Source organism: Halosimplex rarum (genome assembly GCF_047715405.1).
Classification (GTDB): Archaea; Halobacteriota; Halobacteria; order Halobacteriales; family Haloarculaceae; genus Halosimplex; species Halosimplex rarum.
In genome coordinates, this window is the sequence record NZ_CP180412.1 from 3,412,645 (window position 1) to 3,429,055 (window position 16,411).

At 69.9% G+C, this 16,411-nt stretch carries 18 protein-coding genes; 7 read left to right on the plus strand and 11 right to left on the minus strand.

Annotated elements, in window-relative coordinates; all coding sequences use genetic code 11:
• Positions 1-272 precede the first annotated feature (272 nt).
• Positions 273-1,610, plus strand: a complete 1,338-nt coding sequence (locus ACMGFH_RS16250; RefSeq protein WP_415379496.1) for a BNR repeat-containing protein — start codon at positions 273-275, stop codon at positions 1,608-1,610.
• Between the two features lie 31 nt (positions 1,611-1,641).
• On the opposite strand, the gene ACMGFH_RS16255 is transcribed toward ACMGFH_RS16250, so the two are convergent.
• The gene (locus ACMGFH_RS16255) at positions 1,642-2,610 is read right to left on the minus strand and encodes a transcriptional regulator (protein WP_415379497.1); all 969 of its coding nucleotides are present in this window, start codon (positions 2,608-2,610) and stop codon (positions 1,642-1,644) included.
• A gap of 144 nt (positions 2,611-2,754) precedes the next feature.
• Between ACMGFH_RS16255 and ACMGFH_RS16260 the strand changes: the two genes are divergently transcribed.
• Positions 2,755-4,026 (plus strand): DUF1743 domain-containing protein, encoded by a 1,272-nt coding sequence (locus ACMGFH_RS16260; protein ID WP_415383271.1) that lies wholly within the window; start codon positions 2,755-2,757, stop codon positions 4,024-4,026.
• A gap of 63 nt (positions 4,027-4,089) precedes the next feature.
• Here ACMGFH_RS16260 and ACMGFH_RS16265 read toward each other — a convergent pair whose 3' ends face one another.
• Positions 4,090-4,506: a VOC family protein gene (locus ACMGFH_RS16265; protein ID WP_415379499.1), complete on the minus strand. Its 417-nt coding sequence runs from the start codon at positions 4,504-4,506 to the stop codon at positions 4,090-4,092.
• A 167-nt stretch (positions 4,507-4,673) separates the two neighbouring features.
• Here ACMGFH_RS16265 and ACMGFH_RS16270 point away from each other — a divergent pair, with 167 nt between their 5' ends.
• Positions 4,674-4,898 carry a hypothetical protein gene (locus ACMGFH_RS16270; protein ID WP_415379500.1) on the plus strand — a complete coding sequence of 75 codons (225 nt, stop codon included), beginning with the start codon at positions 4,674-4,676 and terminating at the stop codon, positions 4,896-4,898.
• A gap of 4 nt (positions 4,899-4,902) precedes the next feature.
• On the opposite strand, the gene ACMGFH_RS16275 is transcribed toward ACMGFH_RS16270, so the two are convergent.
• From ACMGFH_RS16275 to ACMGFH_RS16290, 4 genes are all read right to left on the minus strand, one after another.
• Positions 4,903-5,457 (minus strand): NUDIX domain-containing protein, encoded by a 555-nt coding sequence (locus tag ACMGFH_RS16275; RefSeq protein WP_415379501.1) that lies wholly within the window; start codon positions 5,455-5,457, stop codon positions 4,903-4,905.
• Entirely contained in the window at positions 5,454-6,536 is a 1,083-nt protein-coding gene (locus ACMGFH_RS16280) for a threonine synthase (protein WP_415379502.1), read from the minus strand. The genes ACMGFH_RS16275 and ACMGFH_RS16280 overlap by 4 nt, the downstream gene beginning before the upstream one ends.
• A gap of 375 nt (positions 6,537-6,911) precedes the next feature.
• Positions 6,912-8,048 carry a citrate synthase gene (gene citZ / locus ACMGFH_RS16285; protein WP_415379503.1) on the minus strand — a complete coding sequence of 379 codons (1,137 nt, stop codon included), beginning with the start codon at positions 8,046-8,048 and terminating at the stop codon, positions 6,912-6,914.
• A gap of 359 nt (positions 8,049-8,407) precedes the next feature.
• Positions 8,408-8,716, minus strand: coding sequence for a hypothetical protein (locus ACMGFH_RS16290; protein WP_415379504.1), 309 nt, complete (start codon positions 8,714-8,716; stop codon positions 8,408-8,410).
• A 167-nt stretch (positions 8,717-8,883) separates the two neighbouring features.
• Between ACMGFH_RS16290 and ACMGFH_RS16295 the strand changes: the two genes are divergently transcribed.
• Positions 8,884-9,840 carry a succinylglutamate desuccinylase/aspartoacylase family protein gene (locus tag ACMGFH_RS16295; RefSeq protein WP_415379505.1) on the plus strand — a complete coding sequence of 319 codons (957 nt, stop codon included), beginning with the start codon at positions 8,884-8,886 and terminating at the stop codon, positions 9,838-9,840.
• 11 nt (positions 9,841-9,851) lie between these two features.
• Here ACMGFH_RS16295 and ACMGFH_RS16300 read toward each other — a convergent pair whose 3' ends face one another.
• Together ACMGFH_RS16300 and ACMGFH_RS16305 are read right to left on the minus strand one after the other, a co-directional pair.
• Entirely contained in the window at positions 9,852-10,337 is a 486-nt protein-coding gene (locus ACMGFH_RS16300; RefSeq protein ID WP_415379506.1) for a dihydrofolate reductase, read from the minus strand.
• Positions 10,338-10,406: 69 nt separating this feature from the next.
• The gene (locus ACMGFH_RS16305; RefSeq protein WP_415379508.1) at positions 10,407-11,825 is read right to left on the minus strand and encodes an MATE family efflux transporter; all 1,419 of its coding nucleotides are present in this window, start codon (positions 11,823-11,825) and stop codon (positions 10,407-10,409) included.
• Positions 11,826-12,264: 439 nt separating this feature from the next.
• Between ACMGFH_RS16305 and ilvA the strand changes: the two genes are divergently transcribed.
• The gene (gene ilvA / locus ACMGFH_RS16310) at positions 12,265-13,476 is read left to right on the plus strand and encodes a threonine ammonia-lyase (RefSeq protein WP_415379510.1); all 1,212 of its coding nucleotides are present in this window, start codon (positions 12,265-12,267) and stop codon (positions 13,474-13,476) included.
• 21 nt (positions 13,477-13,497) lie between these two features.
• Here ilvA and ACMGFH_RS16315 read toward each other — a convergent pair whose 3' ends face one another.
• Positions 13,498-13,716, minus strand: coding sequence for a hypothetical protein (locus tag ACMGFH_RS16315; RefSeq protein WP_415379511.1), 219 nt, complete (start codon positions 13,714-13,716; stop codon positions 13,498-13,500).
• A gap of 281 nt (positions 13,717-13,997) precedes the next feature.
• Here ACMGFH_RS16315 and ACMGFH_RS16320 point away from each other — a divergent pair, with 281 nt between their 5' ends.
• Complete coding sequence (locus ACMGFH_RS16320) at positions 13,998-14,243, plus strand: BolA family protein (protein WP_415379512.1); 246 nt, start codon at positions 13,998-14,000, stop codon at positions 14,241-14,243.
• Between the two features lie 147 nt (positions 14,244-14,390).
• On the opposite strand, the gene ACMGFH_RS16325 is transcribed toward ACMGFH_RS16320, so the two are convergent.
• The gene (locus ACMGFH_RS16325; protein WP_415379513.1) at positions 14,391-15,566 is read right to left on the minus strand and encodes a hypothetical protein; all 1,176 of its coding nucleotides are present in this window, start codon (positions 15,564-15,566) and stop codon (positions 14,391-14,393) included.
• Between the two features lie 4 nt (positions 15,567-15,570).
• Positions 15,571-15,939, minus strand: coding sequence for a phosphoribosyl-AMP cyclohydrolase (gene hisI, locus ACMGFH_RS16330; protein ID WP_415379514.1), 369 nt, complete (start codon positions 15,937-15,939; stop codon positions 15,571-15,573).
• A 203-nt stretch (positions 15,940-16,142) separates the two neighbouring features.
• On the opposite strand from hisI, the gene ACMGFH_RS16335 reads away from it, so the two are divergent.
• A complete protein-coding gene (locus tag ACMGFH_RS16335; protein WP_415379515.1) occupies positions 16,143-16,406 on the plus strand; it encodes a hypothetical protein in 264 nt (87 codons plus the stop codon).
• The last annotated feature ends 5 nt before the right edge of the window (positions 16,407-16,411 follow it).

The following is a 16,411-nucleotide window of genomic DNA, read 5'->3' on the forward strand; positions in this document are numbered from 1 at the left end:
CCGTCTCGCCCGCCACTTCGACCGGGTCACCGAGCCCGTCTCCGTTCGTGTCGGCGAGGAACGGCGAACTCCCGGCCTCGATCTCTTCGGCCGTGGTCAGCGTGTCACCGTCCGGGTCCTCGGCACCGTCGAGGACGCCATCACCGTCCGTGTCCGTTTCAGGATCGCAGTGATATCACGAACCGCCGCTCGCACCGAACCACGGAGCCCGCCCGACAGATCCGACGGAGTTACCATAGCGCAACGGAATACCGGGAGACGTGCGACCACCGGTGAAGCGACAAGTCGCGTCCGCGTTCGACGTCGACGAAGTGTGGGCGGGCCACCCGGTCGGGTTCGACCTGCTGACGGTCGAGGACCGGCAGTTCGTCGCCTACTACGACGCCGAGCGGCGGCTGACCGTCGCTCAGCGCGACCTCGGCGACGACGAGTGGACGCGGACGACCCTGGACGAGCGAGTCGGGTGGGACAGCCACAACGATATCGTGGCGGCCGTCGATTCCGCCGGCCACCTCCACGTCAGCGGGAACATGCACGTCGACCCGCTGGTGTACTTCCGGAGCGGGGAACCGCTCGACGCGACGACGCTCGAACGAATCGGCGCGCTCGTCGGCCGCGACGAGGCCGCGGTCACGTACCCGACCTTCCTCGACGGTCCCGACGGCGACCTCGTTTTCATGTACCGCGACGGCGGGAGCGGCGACGGCCGCCGCCTGCTGAACGCCTACGACCCCGAGACGGAGACGTGGCGCCGGCTCCTCGACGAGCCCCTGCTCGACGGACGGGGGGAGATGAACGCCTATCCGACCGGGCCGGTCCGCGGCCCCGACGGCGACTACCACCTCGCGTGGGTGTGGCGCGACACGCCCGACGCCGCCACGAACCACGACCTCTCGTACGCCCGGAGTTCGGATCTCGTCGACTGGGAGCGAGCGGACGGACGGCCGCTCGACCTGCCGATCACCGACGACGACGGCGCGGTCGTCGATCCCGTCCCCGCCGGTGAGGGACTGCTCAACAGCAACGTCGCCGTGGGGTTCGACGCGGAGGACCGACCCGTCCTCTCGTATCACAAGTTCGACTCCGACGGGAACACGCAGGTCTACGACGCGCGACTCGACGGCGGCGATTCGGACGCCGGAGCCGACGGCGGCGGTTCGGACGCCGACTCCGACAGCGGGACTGGCGCCGCGAGCGCCGGCGAGTGGACCGTCTCGCAGGTCAGTGACTGGGACTACCGCTGGGAGTTCGGCGGCCACGGGACGCTGGACGACGAGGTCCTGGTCGACCCCGTCCGCGTCGTCGACGACCGCCTCGTCCAGACGTTCTGGCACGCCGAGTACGGTCCCGGCCGATGGGTCCTGGATCCGGAGACGCTCGCCGTCGAGGGTGCTGACGTGCCCTGGCACGGCCTCTCCGAAGAACTCCGCCGGCCGACAGCGGGTGGTGAGTGCGAAGTGCAGTGGGTCGCGGATTCGGCGACTGGCACCGAACAGGGCGAAGACACTCGCACGTACGCTCTGCGGTGGGAGACGCTCCCGGCCAATCGAGACAGGGCACGCGAGGAGACGCCCGCGCCGACGGCGCTACGGCTCTACGCCTTCGAGTAGCGGAAAACCGAACGCCAGGGCCGCGACGCGCTTACGCCGAGCTGCCTTCGATGTCGGCGCGCTCGCGGATGATGTCGCGGAGTTCGTCGGCCTCTTCGAGGTTCTCCATCTCCGATTCCTCGATGATAGCGGTGCCCTCGACGGACTCGCGGGTGGCGCGCTCGACGACGTACACCGAGCGGGTCCGCGTGACCTTGCCGACCGAGGACATGATGCGGGCGCGCTTCTCCGCAGTCTTCGTGAGTTCGGAGTGGCCCGTCAGCATCTCCTCCTCGCGGCGCTCGTTCTCGCTGACGGTTTTGAATGGCGCGCGGTCCGTCGGGTGGACGTCGAAGCCGACGCGGGTGAGGACGGCGACGATGGGCTCGTCCTCGGGGTCGACCTCGGGGTCTTCGGGCGTCGGTTCGTCCTCGCGGACCTCCTCGGCGCCGTCGAGGACGTCGACGGGCGCCGTGAGCGGCTCGTCGAACAGCTCTTCGAGCTGGCTCGCCACCTCGACGGAAGCGTCCATGCCGTCCTCGTACTTCGAGACGGTGCGCCGGGAGACGCCGAGTTCGTTGGCCAGCCGACCGAGCGACCAGTCGCGGTCCTCGCGGGCGTCCGCGAGGACGTCGCTTTCGATGTTGACGTAGAGGCCGCCCGGCGCGGCGTAGATGAGCGGTGGGACCTGCTCGACGAAGAGATCCATCGCCGTGTCGGGCGAGAGGACCGGGACGCCGTGGCGGAAGTACGTGACGCCCGGTTTGAGCTCCTCGTCGCGTGTCCGGAGACCGATAACCATCGGGGTGGCACCGAGGTAGGTGCCCAGCCGGCGCATCTCGGCGCCGGTGTGGCCGTCGAACGCGTCGATGTTGCCGAGGATCTTCACGAGGAGGACCTCCTCCCCGCGGCGGGCGGCGACGTCGAAGCTCTTGGGCCGGATGGCACAGCGCTCGCTCACCACGAAGCCCGCGTCCTCCAACATCGCGGTGACGTTGCCGACCAGTGCCGACCGTGACATACCCGGAGGTAAGTACGTCACCGCATATATGCGTTGTGCCGCCCGTAGAACTTCCGTGCGTCCAGTTCTTTCGGACCAACCGGTAGATTGATATAGAGAAACCGAGTCGAAACCCGTTTGCCCGCGACCGCGCTACGGGCGTTCGTGACGGTCATCGGCCTCGACGACACCGATTCTCGCGAGCGCGGGATGTGCACGACCTACGTCGCCGCTACCCTCGCCGAGCGCATCAGCGAGGCCGGGGGAAGCGTCGAGCGGCGTCTGCTGGTGCGCCTGAACCCGGGCGTCGAACACAAGACTCGCGGAAACGCCGCGCTCGCCGTCCACACGGACCTCGACGCGGGGCGCGCACTCGACCTCGCGCGCGAGCACCTCGACCTGGCCGAGACCGACGACCCGCGAACGAATCCCGGCGTCGTCGTCGCACCCGGTGCTCCCGACGAGGTGTCCGACAGCGTCGTCGAGTTCTCCCGCGCGGCCGTCCGCGACTACCACGAGGTCGCCGACGCGGTCGATCTGGCCGCCGACGCGGGCTACGAGACCGCCCACACGGGCAACGGCCGCGGCCGCATCGGCGCGCTCGCGGCCGTCGGTTCCTGGCGCGCGTTCGACGACTGGACGTACGAGTGCATCTCATACCGCGAACGCGACCGCTGGGGGACCGACCGCGAGGTCGACTGGGAGTCGATCCGTTCGGCGGCCGAACGGGCGTATCCGGACGCCTGGGACACCGTCGACCGCGGCGAGGGCTACCCCGTCTGCGCCCCGCGGACGCCCTGCCCCATCCTCCACGGCATCCGCGGCGACGACCCCGAGACCGTGCGGTCGGTGGCCGACGCCGTCGGGGGTGAGCCCGTGTCCCGGCGGGCGCTGTTCGTGACCAACCAGGGGACGGACGCGCACTTGCGGCCGGTCGACGGGTTCGCGGCCGTCGGCGACGGGCGAGCGTATCGCGTCGACGCCGAAGTAGTCGAACCCCCGGAGACCCGCGAGGGCGGACACGTGTTCTGTACGGTGCGCAGCGACGACGGCGCGGAACTCGCGGTCGCCGCCTTCGAGCCCACGAAGCGGTTTCGGGATCGGGTGCGAGCGCTGCGCGTCGGCGACCGCCTGACCGTCTGCGGGGAAGTGAGCGACGGGACGCTCAAGCTGGAGAAGTTCGCCGTCCGCGACCTGGTGACGACCGAACCGACGAATCCAGCGTGTCCCGAGTGCGGTCGGTCGATGAGTTCCGCCGGCGCCGGGCAGGGCTACCGGTGCCGGGACTGCGGGACGAGCGCCGACGGGAAGGTGGAGCGGCCGATCGAACGGGAGCTGGAACCGGGGTGGTACGAGGTGCCGCCCTGTGCCCGCCGCCACGTCGCTAAACCGCTCGTGCGCGGCGGCTTCGACGCACCGACGCATCCCGAGCGATAGCGAGACCCCTCGCGGCAGGACGGACTTCGCGACAGCGGGCCAGAACCGCCGATTAGTCGGTGCCTACGCGTCGAGCACTTCGATCAGGTTGCCGTCGGGGTCGCGGAGGAAGAGGATGGTCGTCCCCGTCCCGGTCGTCTGCGGTTCGCTGACCGTCTCCACGTCGTCTGAGAGGTCCGCGTAGAAGGCCTCGACGTCGTCGACGCCGAAGCCGAGGTGCTTGGCACCGCGGTCGTTGACGCTGTCGGCGACGGCCTCGTCGCCTTCAGGCTCGTACTCGACCAGTTCGACGCGAGTGCCGTCGCCGTCGAGGTGGGCGAACTGACCGGTCGCGTTCTCGACGCCGACGCCGGTCGAGAAGGCCTCCCCGCCGGACTCGAACTCGGCGAGGACCTCCAGATCGAAGACCTCGGTGTAGAACTCGATTGCGCGGTCCAGGTCGGCGACGGTCGTCCCGGTGTGGTGGACGCTTCCGGACATGTCCGGACGGGCGACTGCCGGCGGGTAAACGGTGTCGGTCGGCGGCCGGGCAGGTCGGCGTTCCCGGTCTGAAACGGCGTCGAGGGAGTGCCTAATTCGCGGTTAGGCGGGCCCCCATCGCGGGTAGCTAACTCGTAACAATGATCGGTGGGCCCGTCCGGGCGGGTATGGCAGAGAAATCCTCGGAGACTCGCGACGGGCGCGTCGTGATCGGGCCGCCGCCGCCGCCCACCGCCGCGCCCGAGGACGTCCTGCCGGCGGTCGTCAGGACCCGCACCGACGACAGCCGACGCTACATCCTCTACTCCGACGCCCCCGAGTGCGACGGCGTCGCCGAGTCCCGTCTCTCCGTCGACGCCGACGTGGTCATCGACCGCGAACTCTGGCGATAGCGACTCACTCCGCCGCGAACTCGATTCCCTCGCCGCGCAGTCGCTCGACCGCCGCCTCGATCCGTCGACAGTCGACCGACCGCGTCAGGACGCCGCTGTCCCGGAGGTCCGCGAACGACCAGAAGCGCGCGTCGGTCGTCTCCGCTCCGGCCCGGACGGCCCCCGCCGTGTCCGCGCGCTCGACGGCGAACGTGACGGAGAGGTAGGAGCCCTCGTCGGGGTCGTCCACGTCGAGGCCGGTCCGAGCGAGTTCGAGCGCGTCGGGGTCGACCGACAGTCCGGCCTCCTCTTCGAGTTCCCGCGCGGCGCCGAGCGCCGCCGGCTCGTCGACCTCCAGGATACCGCCGGGGACGGCCCAGGCGCCCAGATCCGGTTCGATGCCGCGCTCGATGAGCAGCGCCGACTCCCCGTCGAGGACGACGACGTGCCCGCCCGGCGTCGGGTTCTGGAAGACGAACTCCCGACACTCGGGGCAGAACCGCCGGTCGCGCCCCTCGAACCCCTTCGTTTCGAGTGCGGTCCCGCAGTACGGGCAGTAGCTGGCTCGGCGCTTGGTCATCCCTTCAACCCCGTCCCCGTGAGCGCGACGACCACGTCGTCGTCCGGCGAAACGGTTCCCCGCTCGCGGAACTCGGCGAGCGCCGCCGTCGCCGTCGCGCAGGTCGGTTCGACGTGGAACCCCGCCCGGGCGAGGCGGTCGTGCTCGCGCTCGGTCGCGTCGGGCCCGACCGCTATCGCGTCGCCGTCCGACTCCCGGATCGCCGAGAGGATCTGGTCTTCGCGTGCCGGCTCGCGGATCTGGACGCCGTCGGCGGCCGTATTGCTCGGCTCCGCGGAACCGGTTCCGTCGAGCGCGTCGGCGATAGGTGCTGCGCCGGTGGCCTGGGCGCCCAGCAGTTTCGGCATCCCGTCCGTCCAGCCGGCGTCGCGCAGCGCCCGGAAGCCGCGGTAGGCGCCGAGCAGCAGGGTGCCGTGGCCCAGCGGCGTGACGAACGCGTCTGGCACCGTCCAGTCGCGCTGGGCGGCGAGTTCGAACGCGATCGTGGCGGTTCCGCGGAAGAACGCGGGGTTCCAGGCGTGGCTGGCGTACCAGCCTTCACCGCCTTCTACCGCGTCGACGCAGGCGTCGGTCACGTCGCCACGGGTCCCCTCGACCCGTACCACGTCTGCGCCCGTCCGCTCGATCGCCCGGAGCTTGCCCGCTTTGACGTCCGCCGGGACGTAGATTTCCGCGTCGATGCCCGCGCGGGCCGCGTAGGTGGCGATGGCGAGTCCCGCGTTGCCCGATGAGTCTTCCAGCACGCGGTCGACGCCGAACTCGGCCGCCCGCGATATCGTCAGCGCCGCGCCGCGGTCCTTGAAGCTCCCCGTCGGGAAGATCGATTCGAGTTTGAACGCGACGTCCCACTCGGACGCGTCGACGACCGGCGTCCACCCCTCGCCGAGCGTCACCGCCCGTTCGGTATCGAGAAACGGCTCGAACGCCCACAGCCCGCGGTCGCGGTCGAGGTGCGCGGGCGGATCGCTCGCGTCGGGGAGCGGTTGGTCCGCGTAATCGAGCGCGTGGTCGCACTCGCAACGCCAGGGGGCGTTGGCGTCGTCGGGGTAGGTCCGGCCGCAGTCGCCGCAGGTGAGCATGGATGTGTCGTGGTGCGGTACGCTCCTGTAGGTGTTGATCGACGGGTCGCGACGGATCCAGAAAGAGCGTGCTGGCGGCGTTCCCTTATCGCTCGTCGACGTCGACGAACTCCAGGTCCTGCGGGCCGGTGTAGCGGGCCCGCGGGCGGATGAGCCGGTCGTTCCACCACTTTTTCTTCGACGGGTTTCCTCGCTCGCTTCGCTCCCGGCGCTTCGCACCGTTCGCATCGAGGCCCTCACTTCGTTCGAGCCTCGCGCTCGTTGCGGGAACCCGCCTCGAAAAAGATGGGGCAAAAAACGGCCGCTCACACCGGAAGAGCGAGCACTTCCGAGCCCTCGCTCGCTTCGCTCACGAGGACTCCGTTCGCGGCCGTGCTATCGCTCGTCGACGTCGACGAACTCCAGGCCCTGCGGCCCGGTGTAGCGGGCCCGCGGGCGGATGAGCCGGTTGTCCTCGACGTACTCGACGGCGTGGGCGATCCAGCCGGCCGAGCGGCTCATGGCGAAGATGGGGGTGTAGATGTCGATGGGGATGCCCATCTGGTAGTACGTCGACGCCGAGTAGAAGTCGACGTTCGGGGCCAGTCCCTTCTCATCGGCCATGTACTCCTCGACCTTCGTGGAGTACTCGTACCACTTCGGCGTGCCGGCGGCCTCGCCGAGCTCCTGAGAGCGCTCGCCGAGGATCCGAGCGCGCGGGTCCTTGACGTTGTAGACGCGGTGGCCGAACCCGGAGATGCGCCGACCCTCGTCCAGGGCTTTCTCGACCCAGCCGATGGGGTCGCGGTCGCTCTCGTCGACCTCCTTGAGCATCTCCATGACGTCCTGGTTGGCGCCGCCGTGGAGCGGGCCCTTCAGGGTGCCGATGGCCGAGGTGACCGAGCTGTGCAGGTCGGAGAGGGTCGAGGCGGTGGTGATGGCGGAGAACGTCGAGGCGTTGAGGCCGTGGTCTGCGTGGAGCACCAGCGCCATGTCGAACGTCTCGGCGAGGACGTCGTCGGGCGCCTCCCCGTTGAGCATGTAGAGGAAGTTGGCGGCGTGACCCAGGTCCTCGCGGGGCTCGACGGGGTCCTCGCCGTCGCGCATGCGAGTGAAGGCCGCGAGAATGGTCGGGATCTTGGCGACGATGCGCCGGCCCTTGCGGAGGGTCGCCTCCTCGTCCGTAGCGGGGGCGTCGGCGTCGGGGTCGTACGCCGAGAGCATCGAGACCGCCGTACGGAGGGCGGCCATCGGGTTCTCGTCGGCGGCGGCGAGGCGGCCCACGGTGTCGAGGACGTCCTCGTCGACCGCCCGCTCGGCGACCATCGAATCGGTGAACGAGTCGAGCTCGCCGGCGTCGGGGAGGTCGCCGTGCCAGAGGAGGTAGATGACCTCCTCGTAGCTCGCGTGTTTCGCGAGGTCCTCGATGCCGTACCCGCGATAGATGAGGCGGCCCTCGTCGCCGTCGATTTCGCTGAGATCGGACTCGGCGACGAGCACTCCCTCGAGGCCTTTCCGAAGCTCGTCAGTCATACCTCGGTTTTTGTTCTGGCCCGGGCAAAAGGGTTACCGTTCGTAGGTGGACGCGTACGGAATCACCGAACGCCTTTCTGGACGAACGTCTATCGACTCCCCGGCCGCCCCGCCGGCGAATCCCACGTCTCTGCACCCGACACTCCGCCACGGAGGGGTTTCAGTCGTCGATGATTGTTTCGACGTTCGTCGTTATCACCGTGCCGGATTTCCGATTCGTTCGATTCTCCCGAACGAGGCGTCGATCGGCATGGACTCGGCAACGTCGGGACTCCGGAGCGCTCCTGCCGGGGAATCACGGGACAGAACGAGCGACGCGATCGAAGGGAGACGGCGATTGAGAGCGGCGCCCGTCGACGTCAGAGTTCGCGCGCGAGTCGGACGGCGCGGCCGAGCGTCAGGAGGAAGGCGACGAGGCCAGCGGTCGACATGGCGAGGGTGAACCCCAGCGCGACGTACCACAGCGGCGAGCGGCGCACGCCGGAGAGGACGACGAAGCGGACGACGAAGGCGGCGAGCGCGAGGGCGACGCCGACGGCCAGGCCCCACTTGGCGTTGCGCCGGACGCGGAGCGCGGCCACGAAGGCCGCGCGGCCGCTCTCGGGTCGCTCGGCCTCCCGGTTCCCGCTCGGCGTCGACTCGCCGTCCTCGGGTCGTTGGCCGACCATGGCGGGGCTTCGGCCACGACCGGCAAAGACGCGTCGATCGGCGGCCGGGGACGGCGGCGAGGGCGGCGGCCGTCGTGGGTCGACGCCAACCGAGAGCCGACCGTCGAATGCCCGCAAAGCGAGACACACCGAATCGCTAAAGAGACGCGGGTTCTGCAGTTGTGGTAATGACGACGCTCGGTACGGCCCAGGCGGCGCCCGGGGAGCTGGACACGGGCCGTCTGCCGGTCGGCGAGACGCGGGACGGGACGCAGGTCGGCCTCCCAGTGGCGGTCATCAACGGCGCTGCGGACGGCGACACCCTCTATATGCAGGCCGCGAGCGACGGCGACGAACTCAACGGCGTCGGCGTGATCCAGCGGGTCGTCCCCCAGCTCGACCCCCAGGAGATCGCCGGGACGATCCTCGTCGTCGGGATCGTCAACTACCACGCCTTCCAGGTCGCCGAGCACCGCAACCCCATCGACGACACGAAGACCAACCGCGCCTACCCCGGCGACGAGACGGGCACCTCCACCGAACGCATCGCCGCCGCCACCTTCCAGGCCGCCCGCCGCGCCGACCTCATCCTCGACCTCCACCAGGGGTCGACCTCCCGCATGATCGACGAGTGCCGCGTCCGCTGTGGCCCCCGCCACCGTCTCCACGACGCCTGCCTCGAACTCGCGAAGGTGTTCGACTGCGGCTACGTCCTCGACCAGAAGGGTCCCGACGGCCAGCTCGCCCGCGCCGCCCCCGACGAGGGCGTCCCCACCATCGACCCCGAGTTAGGGGGCTGTGTGGGCTGGGACGAGCAGTCGATCCAGGCCGGCGTGGAGGGCGTGTTCAACGTCCTCTCGTACTACGGCTTCACCGACGGCCAGGTCGACCTGAACCCCCAGACCCGCGCCAACGGCTTCGAGCAGTACGGCGCCCCCGCCGGCGGCCTCGTCTCGCTCCGCGCGGGCCTGGGCGAACGCGTCTCCCGCGGCGACGTGCTCTTCGAGGTCACCGACACCTTCGGCGGCATCAAAGAGACCGTCACCGCCGACTCCAGCGGCGTCTTCTGGCGCGCTCGCCGCCTCCCGCAGGTCGCCACCGGTGAGTACGTCTGTTCCGTGGGGACCGACGTGGACTCGTATTGAGACTGGCTGCGTTACTGCTCGCGCCCCGTTCTCCGCTCCCACGTCTCCACGGTGAAGCCCTCGTACGCCTCGGTCTCGACTAGCGTCCAGTCGTTCTCGTCCCAGGCGGGATAGAACGTGTCGCCCCCGTACTCGCCGGGGACGCGCGTCAGGACCATCCAGTCCAGATGGGGCTGGAACAGGTCGTAAATCGCGCCGCCGCCGAGGACGTACGCGCAGTCGGTGCCGAGCGACTCCGCGATTTCGACGGCCTCCCCGACGCTCGAAGCGTGATGTGCGTTCTCGCGGTCGTACTCCCGCTCGGTGCGGCTGAGGACGATGAACGCGGTTCCGGGCGGGTCGGCGAACATCTCGTAGGTGCGCCGACCGAATATCGTGGGGTGGCCGGCCACGCGCTCGCGGTACTGCTTCTTGTCCTCGGGGAGGTTCCAGGGGACCTCGTCGCCCTCCCCGATGACGCGGTTCTCGGCGACGGCGGCGACCGAGACGAGTTCCATACCCCCGGTTCGGGCGGGTAGACAATAACGAGCGGTGTCTCCCCGGGCGGGCGGTCAGATCGCTTGCGCTCAGTCGGTCGGGTCCGGGTCGGTGTCGGACTCGCCGTCGCCGCCGCCCGCGCTCCCGCGCTCGTCCATCATCGCCGCGGCCTTCTCCGCCCAGCCGCCGTAGGCGAACCCCCAGGCGACCACGACGAGCGCCCAGAACTGCTGGAGCGCGATGGCGGTGTAGATGCCGGCCACGCCCCATCCCAGGATCACGCTCGCCAGGTAGCCGAACCCGAGGAGGACGCCGAACATCCCGGTCGTCCGGGCGACGAAGGGGGTTCGCGTGTCGCTGCCGCCCTGGAGCGAGCCCGAGATGGCGAGGTACGCACCGATGGCCGGTGCGGCGACCGCGTAGGCGCGGGCGAACCCGACGGCGTAGCCGGCGGTCGGCGGGTCGCTCGTGAACAGCGAGACGAACCAGTCGGCGCCGAAAAAGAGCACGACGCCGACGACGCCCATCGTGCACACGGCCAGAGCGGTCGTCGCCCACCCCTGGAAGCGCGCGGCCGCCACGTCGCCCTCGCCGAGCGACTGGCCGACCACGACGCTGGCGGCGGTGTGGTAGGCCCGCCCCAGCGGCGAGGTGACCTGCTGGTACATCCGCCGACCGATCTGGTAGGCGGCGTTCACGTCCGTCCCGAACGTGAGGAGGAGCGCGTTGAACGGGAACTCCGCCAGCGTCGTCACCAGGCCCTCGCCGATGCGGGGCGCGCTCACCGCCAGCAGTTGCTTCGCGATGACCAGATCCCGCGGGCGCGTGAACGACGCTTCCGTCCGAGAACTCCAGATAGCGAGCGTGAGCGCGCCGGCGGTGAAGCAGTTCCCGACCGCCGTCGCGATGCCCACGCCGACGATCGCCAGCCTCGGCGCGCCGAACAGACCGAGCCCGAGAACGAGCGACCCGACGATGTTGAGGATCGAGGAGGTCACGTCGACGTACATCGGCGTCCGGGTGTCGCCGGTGCCCTGGAGCGCGCGGGCACCGACCAGCGCGACGTGTCGCGCCGGCGCGCTCGCGAAGACGACGGCGAGGTACGTGCCGCCCATCTCCGCGACGTCGTCGGGCGCGCCCAGCAGCGCGATGGCCTGCTGGCCGAACAGGAACCCGAACGCGACGAACGGGATCCCCGAGAGCAGGCCGACGAGGATCGCCTGCGTGACCGCCTGATCGCGGTTCTCGATGGCCTCGCCGCCCGTGTCCTGACTCGAGAGCGCGATGGCGCCGCTCCCGAGGCCCAGGCCGATGCGCAGGGGGAAGCGGGCGTACAGATCCGCGAGGCCGACCGCGGCGACCGCCGCCGGCGAGAACAGGCCAGTGACGATCACGTCCGTCGTCCGCATGAGCGTGCGGAAGACGTGCTGGATCATCATCGGCCACGACAGCGAGAGCACTCGCCGCCAGACCGACAGCCCGCGCTCCCGCACGCTCGCCGTCGACATTGCTCCGGCATCCGGACTCGCCACGATTGAAGCTACCGATGCCGGCGGAACGGACGACGACCGCGCGGCGCTCGACCGCTACGAGGGCGTCGAGAGCGGGCTGTAGGTCCGGGTATCGGCGTCGCTCGCGCGGACGGTGCCGACGAAATCGGAGGCGACGAACGGACGGTCGAAACCCACGTCGGCGAACCCGACCGGCTGGACGGACCCGTCGAGCGGCCGGGCGACGATGGGGTCCCGGATCGCGCGCAGTCGTGTATCGATCGGGGAGGCGTCGTCGTTCGGGCAGAAGCGGGCCGTCCGCAGTGACCAGCTCGACGTCCCCCGGTTTCACTTTCACTCCGGATGGCTCGGGTTCAAGTACCATCGCGCTGCAATATCTGTTGTCACACGCTTCTCTCCCCCCTACATCTAACACGCCGCGAGCGGTAGCTATGGCATGATCGAACTCGCGGACGTGCTGGACGCGCGCGAGCGAGTCGCGGAGACCGCCCGGCATACGCCGCTCGACTACTCCCACACATTCTCGGCGATGACCGGCGCCGACGTCCACCTGAAACTGGAGACGTTCCAGCGGACGGGGTCGTTCAAGATCCGCGGCGCCACCAACAAGATCGCGACCCTCTCCGACGCGGAACAGGCGTCGGGCGTCGTCACCGCCTCCGCCGGCAACCACGCCCAGGGGGTCGCGCTCGCCGCCACGCGTATCGGCGTCGATTCGAAGATCGTCATGCCCGAGCACGCCCCCGTCTCGAAGGTCCAGGCCACGCGCAACTACGGCGCCGAGGTCGTCCTCCACGGCGCCGACTACGACGAGGCCGCCGAGCGCGCTCACGAGATCGAGCGCGACGAGGGCCGCGTCTACGTCCACGCCTTCGACGACCCGATGGTGATGGCCGGGCAGGGCACCATCGGCCTCGAGATCCTCGAAGACTTGCCCGAGGCCGAGACCGTCGTCGTCCCCATCGGCGGCGGCGGCCTCATCAGCGGCATCGCCACCGCCGTCAAGGCCAAGAACCCCGACTCGCGGGTCGTCGGCGTCCAGGCCGAGGGCGCCTCCAGCGTCGCCGACTCCCTGCAGAAGGGCCAGATCGTCGAGCGCGACAGCGTCGACACCATCGCCGACGGCATCGCCACCAGAAAAGTCGGCTCGCAGACCTTCGACGTGATTCGCGAGCGCGTCGACGAGGTCGTCACCGTCAGCGACGACGAGATCGCCGTCGCGCTGACGACCCTGCTCGAACGCGGGAAGACCCTCGTCGAGGGGGCCGGCGCCGTCCCGCTGGCCGCGCTCCTCGAAGGCCGCTTCGACTACGACGAGGACGAGGTGATCGTCCCCTGTCTCTGCGGCGGCAACATCGACCTGAACGTCCTCACGACGGTCATCATGCGCGGGCTCGTCGAGACCGGGCGCTACCTCCGCGTCCGCACGACGCTCAAGGACCGCCCGGGCGAACTCGAACGCCTCGTCGAAGTCATCAGCGAGTCGCGCGCCAACATCCACGCCATCGAGCACGACCGCGCCGGCAAGGACGTCGCGATGAACGCCGCCGAGGTCGAACTCGACCTGGAGACCCGCGGCCCCGACCACGCCGAGGACCTGCTCGACGCGCTGCGGTCCGAGGGCTACGACGTCGACGTGCTCGTCTGAATCGACTCCGTCGACCGGACCTCAGTCGTCGGCGTCGAACCGGTAGCCGACCTCGAACCGCCGGTCGCAACTCGGGCACTTCGTCGTCGACGAGCCCTCGACCGGTTCGTCGGCGTGTACGAGCGTGCTCCCGTTCGGAACCGGAACATCCGTCGCGCGCCCGCAGTCCGGACAGAGAACCATCTGCCCGGTGATCGCGGTGTCGGTCTCCCCGAACTGCCCTCCGGGTGAACGAGTCATCTACCGGAACGTATCACGCCGTCCGCAAGAACGTCGTCTCAAACACGTTTGGTCCGCCGTCGTCCGACCGCGAGAGCCGTCAGTCACCGCTCGCCGGTCGGAATCGAGGCGGCTCGGAGTCCCGTGTCGTCACAAGGGGCTCGGAGGGGTAACTAATCGTCATCGCCGCCGGTCGGAGGGAGACGCCGCGGGCGTATGAATCCCCCGTCATTCCGGCCGCGGTCCTGAGGGCGGTGACGCCAGTGGCAAGCGTTTTTCCGCTCGCCCGCCTCGACCCGGGCATGAACCTCGACGACATCGAGCGTCTCATCGAGGAGTCCATCCCGGACTCGGAGGCGACCGTCACCCGCGCCCGCGGCGCCGACGACGACGACCACCTCGCCGCCACCGTCGTCTCGCCCGCCTTCGCCGACGAGTCGCTCGTCGACCGCCACCAGCTGGTCTACGACGCCCTCGGCGACCGCATGACCACCGACATCCACGCGCTGGAAGTCGAGACCTACACGCCCGAGGAGCGCGAGGAGTAGGGGACGAAGGGTTACGCAGAGACGACAGTACCACGACCGCTCACGAGACCGGCGTACGAAACAGCGTGAAAGCCCCGGCCGTCTCGGCTGATCAGCGGTTCTGTGCAGGCAGGGCAATCGCGGTCTTCGGTCCGCAGGAAGTCCGGACTACAGCGGCGGATACTCGTCCAGCGCGTCCTCAAGTCGTTCTTTCGCGTCGCGGCAGGCGGCCAGTTCCTCGTCGACCTCGCCGCTGGCAAGCCGCTCGCGCTCCTCGGAACCCAACTGCGCACGGGCCTGCGCGCTGTCACGGAGCCGCTCGTAGTCCGTCTCGCGTGGCAGGTCACGCACTCGCCGCAACGCGACGAGCGCGCCGTCGCCGTCCTCCACGTCGTCGGCGAACCGGGCGACGACGCTCGTCAGCTCCCGCGCCCGGAATCGGAGCGTCTCCGCCTCCGGCGGCGGCCAGTCCACCGTCAGCGGCTCGCCGTCGAGCCGTCGCAGGTAGGTCCGTCTGGTCGAGACGTTGCGCTTCAGCCCGTCGGGATCGTTCACGTAGTGGTCGAGTTTCGATTTCGAGTAGTCGGCGTACTCCAGGAGCTGCCCGATCGGCTCCGTCCCGGCCTCGTGGGCCTCGACGTACTCCCGCAGGTCGTCGGGCGGCGACTCGAAGCCGACGAGGGGATACGACCGGGTCTTCGCGACGAACTCCAGGAGTTCGCGGGCGCCGGCGGACCGTCGGAACTCGGCGAAGGCGTCGGTCACGCGGTCGTTGTAGGACTCGATGGGGTCCCGCAGGCGCTCTGTGGGCGCATCCAGGTCGGCGTCGCCCAGCCGCTGGAGGTCTTCGAGGTCGGCGATTCGGTCGGCGAGGGCGGCGAGGCGGCGCTCGACGGTGAACCGGACGTCCTCGTATCGCTCGCGGGCCTCGCGCCGGTCCTCGATCCTGTCGACGTCGTCGCGGACGGGGTCGAGCGCGGAGCGGACCTTCCGCCAGTCCGACTCGGTGAGCCGCCGCTGCTGGAGGAGTTCGTCGACGCGCTCGAACACGTCGCGGTGGCGGATATCCTCGGGCAGCTCCTCGGTGATCGCGGCGATCTGGCTCTGGAACTCGATGAACGTCTGGAAGTCGCCGTCGCCGGTCACCTCCTCCTCGTAGCGGTCGAACAGCGTCGTCAGGTCGTCGTAGGTGTCGGCGACGGCCCGAAGGTCGGACTCGCCGATAGCGTCGACGCGGTCGCGGGCGCGGTCGAGGGCCTCGCTGGCCTCGCGGAGGTCGGTGACGAGGGCGTCCGCGGCGGCGCGGGGGTCGTCGGTCGCGGGGTCGAAGGCGGCGTCGCTCATCGCGTTACTCGTAGACGTCGTCGGGGTCGAACACCTGCTCGCCGACGACGTCGCCGTCGATGGTGCGGTGGAAACACGACTCGTACCCGGTGTGGCAGGCCCCGACTTCCTGGTCGACGAGATAGAGGAGGGCGTCGCCGTCGCAGTCGACGCGGATCTCTTCCACCTCCTGGACGTGGCCGCTGGACCCGCCCTTCTTCCAGAGCTCCTCGCGACTGCGCGAGTAGTAATGCGCCAATCCCGTCTCGCGGGTGCGCTCGACGGCCTCGCTGGTCACGTACGCGAGCATCAGCACCTCGCCGGAGTCGGCGTCCTGGGCGACAGCGGGGATGCGCTCGGACTCGCCGAACGCCAGGTCCACGTCGTCGGTCATACCCCCACTGGGAGCGACCGGCGAATAGGTCTTTTGTCGCGGTCCCCGGGCTCTCCCGGGCGACGGAGTCCCCTCGCGGGGCTCGCGGCGGCCGCCTCGCGGGGCTCGCCGGGACCGCCACCGCTCGTTCCCGGCGGCCAGCGCCCTTCGTGTCCGGTGGCGGTCGCCCACACTTATGTCCGGCGGCGCACAACCACCGGTCGATGATCGGCTACCGGATCCGGCAGTTCCTCGCCGCCTGGCGCGAGGAGAGCCGCGCGATGCAGGCGTTTCTCCTCTGGAACGCCGGGAACACGGTCGTCGCCGTCGGCCTCCTCGTCGGCGCGTTCGCCCTGCTCGTCGTGACGAGCGCGCCCGGGTTCCAGCGCGCCGTCCTCCTCTCGTACATCGCCGTCGCCGTCGTCTGGCTCGTCTCCATCTTCGCCATCGGCCCGGCGTACGACCGGGTCGAACCCGCCGAGTCGTAGCGGGT

What these genes read in the sequence shown, in the direction of transcription:
- ACMGFH_RS16300 (WP_415379506.1), bottom strand. Translation starts at nt 10,337, where the DNA reads ATGGAACTCGTCTCGGTCGCCGCCGTCGCCGAGAACCGCGTCATCGGG.
- citZ (WP_415379503.1), bottom strand. Translation starts at nt 8,048, where the DNA reads ATGACTGACGAGCTTCGGAAAGGCCTCGAGGGAGTGCTCGTCGCCGAG.
- ACMGFH_RS16315 (WP_415379511.1), bottom strand. Translation starts at nt 13,716, where the DNA reads ATGACTCGTTCACCCGGAGGGCAGTTCGGGGAGACCGACACCGCGATC.
- ACMGFH_RS16270 (WP_415379500.1), top strand. Translation starts at nt 4,674, where the DNA reads ATGGCAGAGAAATCCTCGGAGACTCGCGACGGGCGCGTCGTGATCGGG.
- ilvA (WP_415379510.1), top strand. Translation starts at nt 12,265, where the DNA reads ATGATCGAACTCGCGGACGTGCTGGACGCGCGCGAGCGAGTCGCGGAG.
- ACMGFH_RS16265 (WP_415379499.1), bottom strand. Translation starts at nt 4,506, where the DNA reads ATGTCCGGAAGCGTCCACCACACCGGGACGACCGTCGCCGACCTGGAC.
- ACMGFH_RS16255 (WP_415379497.1), bottom strand. Translation starts at nt 2,610, where the DNA reads ATGTCACGGTCGGCACTGGTCGGCAACGTCACCGCGATGTTGGAGGAC.
- ACMGFH_RS16280 (WP_415379502.1), bottom strand. Translation starts at nt 6,536, where the DNA reads ATGCTCACCTGCGGCGACTGCGGCCGGACCTACCCCGACGACGCCAAC.
- ACMGFH_RS16290 (WP_415379504.1), bottom strand. Translation starts at nt 8,716, where the DNA reads ATGGTCGGCCAACGACCCGAGGACGGCGAGTCGACGCCGAGCGGGAAC.
- ACMGFH_RS16335 (WP_415379515.1), top strand. Translation starts at nt 16,143, where the DNA reads ATGATCGGCTACCGGATCCGGCAGTTCCTCGCCGCCTGGCGCGAGGAG.
- ACMGFH_RS16320 (WP_415379512.1), top strand. Translation starts at nt 13,998, where the DNA reads ATGAACCTCGACGACATCGAGCGTCTCATCGAGGAGTCCATCCCGGAC.
- ACMGFH_RS16295 (WP_415379505.1), top strand. Translation starts at nt 8,884, where the DNA reads ATGACGACGCTCGGTACGGCCCAGGCGGCGCCCGGGGAGCTGGACACG.
- ACMGFH_RS16275 (WP_415379501.1), bottom strand. Translation starts at nt 5,457, where the DNA reads ATGACCAAGCGCCGAGCCAGCTACTGCCCGTACTGCGGGACCGCACTC.
- hisI (WP_415379514.1), bottom strand. Translation starts at nt 15,939, where the DNA reads ATGACCGACGACGTGGACCTGGCGTTCGGCGAGTCCGAGCGCATCCCC.
- ACMGFH_RS16325 (WP_415379513.1), bottom strand. Translation starts at nt 15,566, where the DNA reads ATGAGCGACGCCGCCTTCGACCCCGCGACCGACGACCCCCGCGCCGCC.
- ACMGFH_RS16305 (WP_415379508.1), bottom strand. Translation starts at nt 11,825, where the DNA reads ATGTCGACGGCGAGCGTGCGGGAGCGCGGGCTGTCGGTCTGGCGGCGA.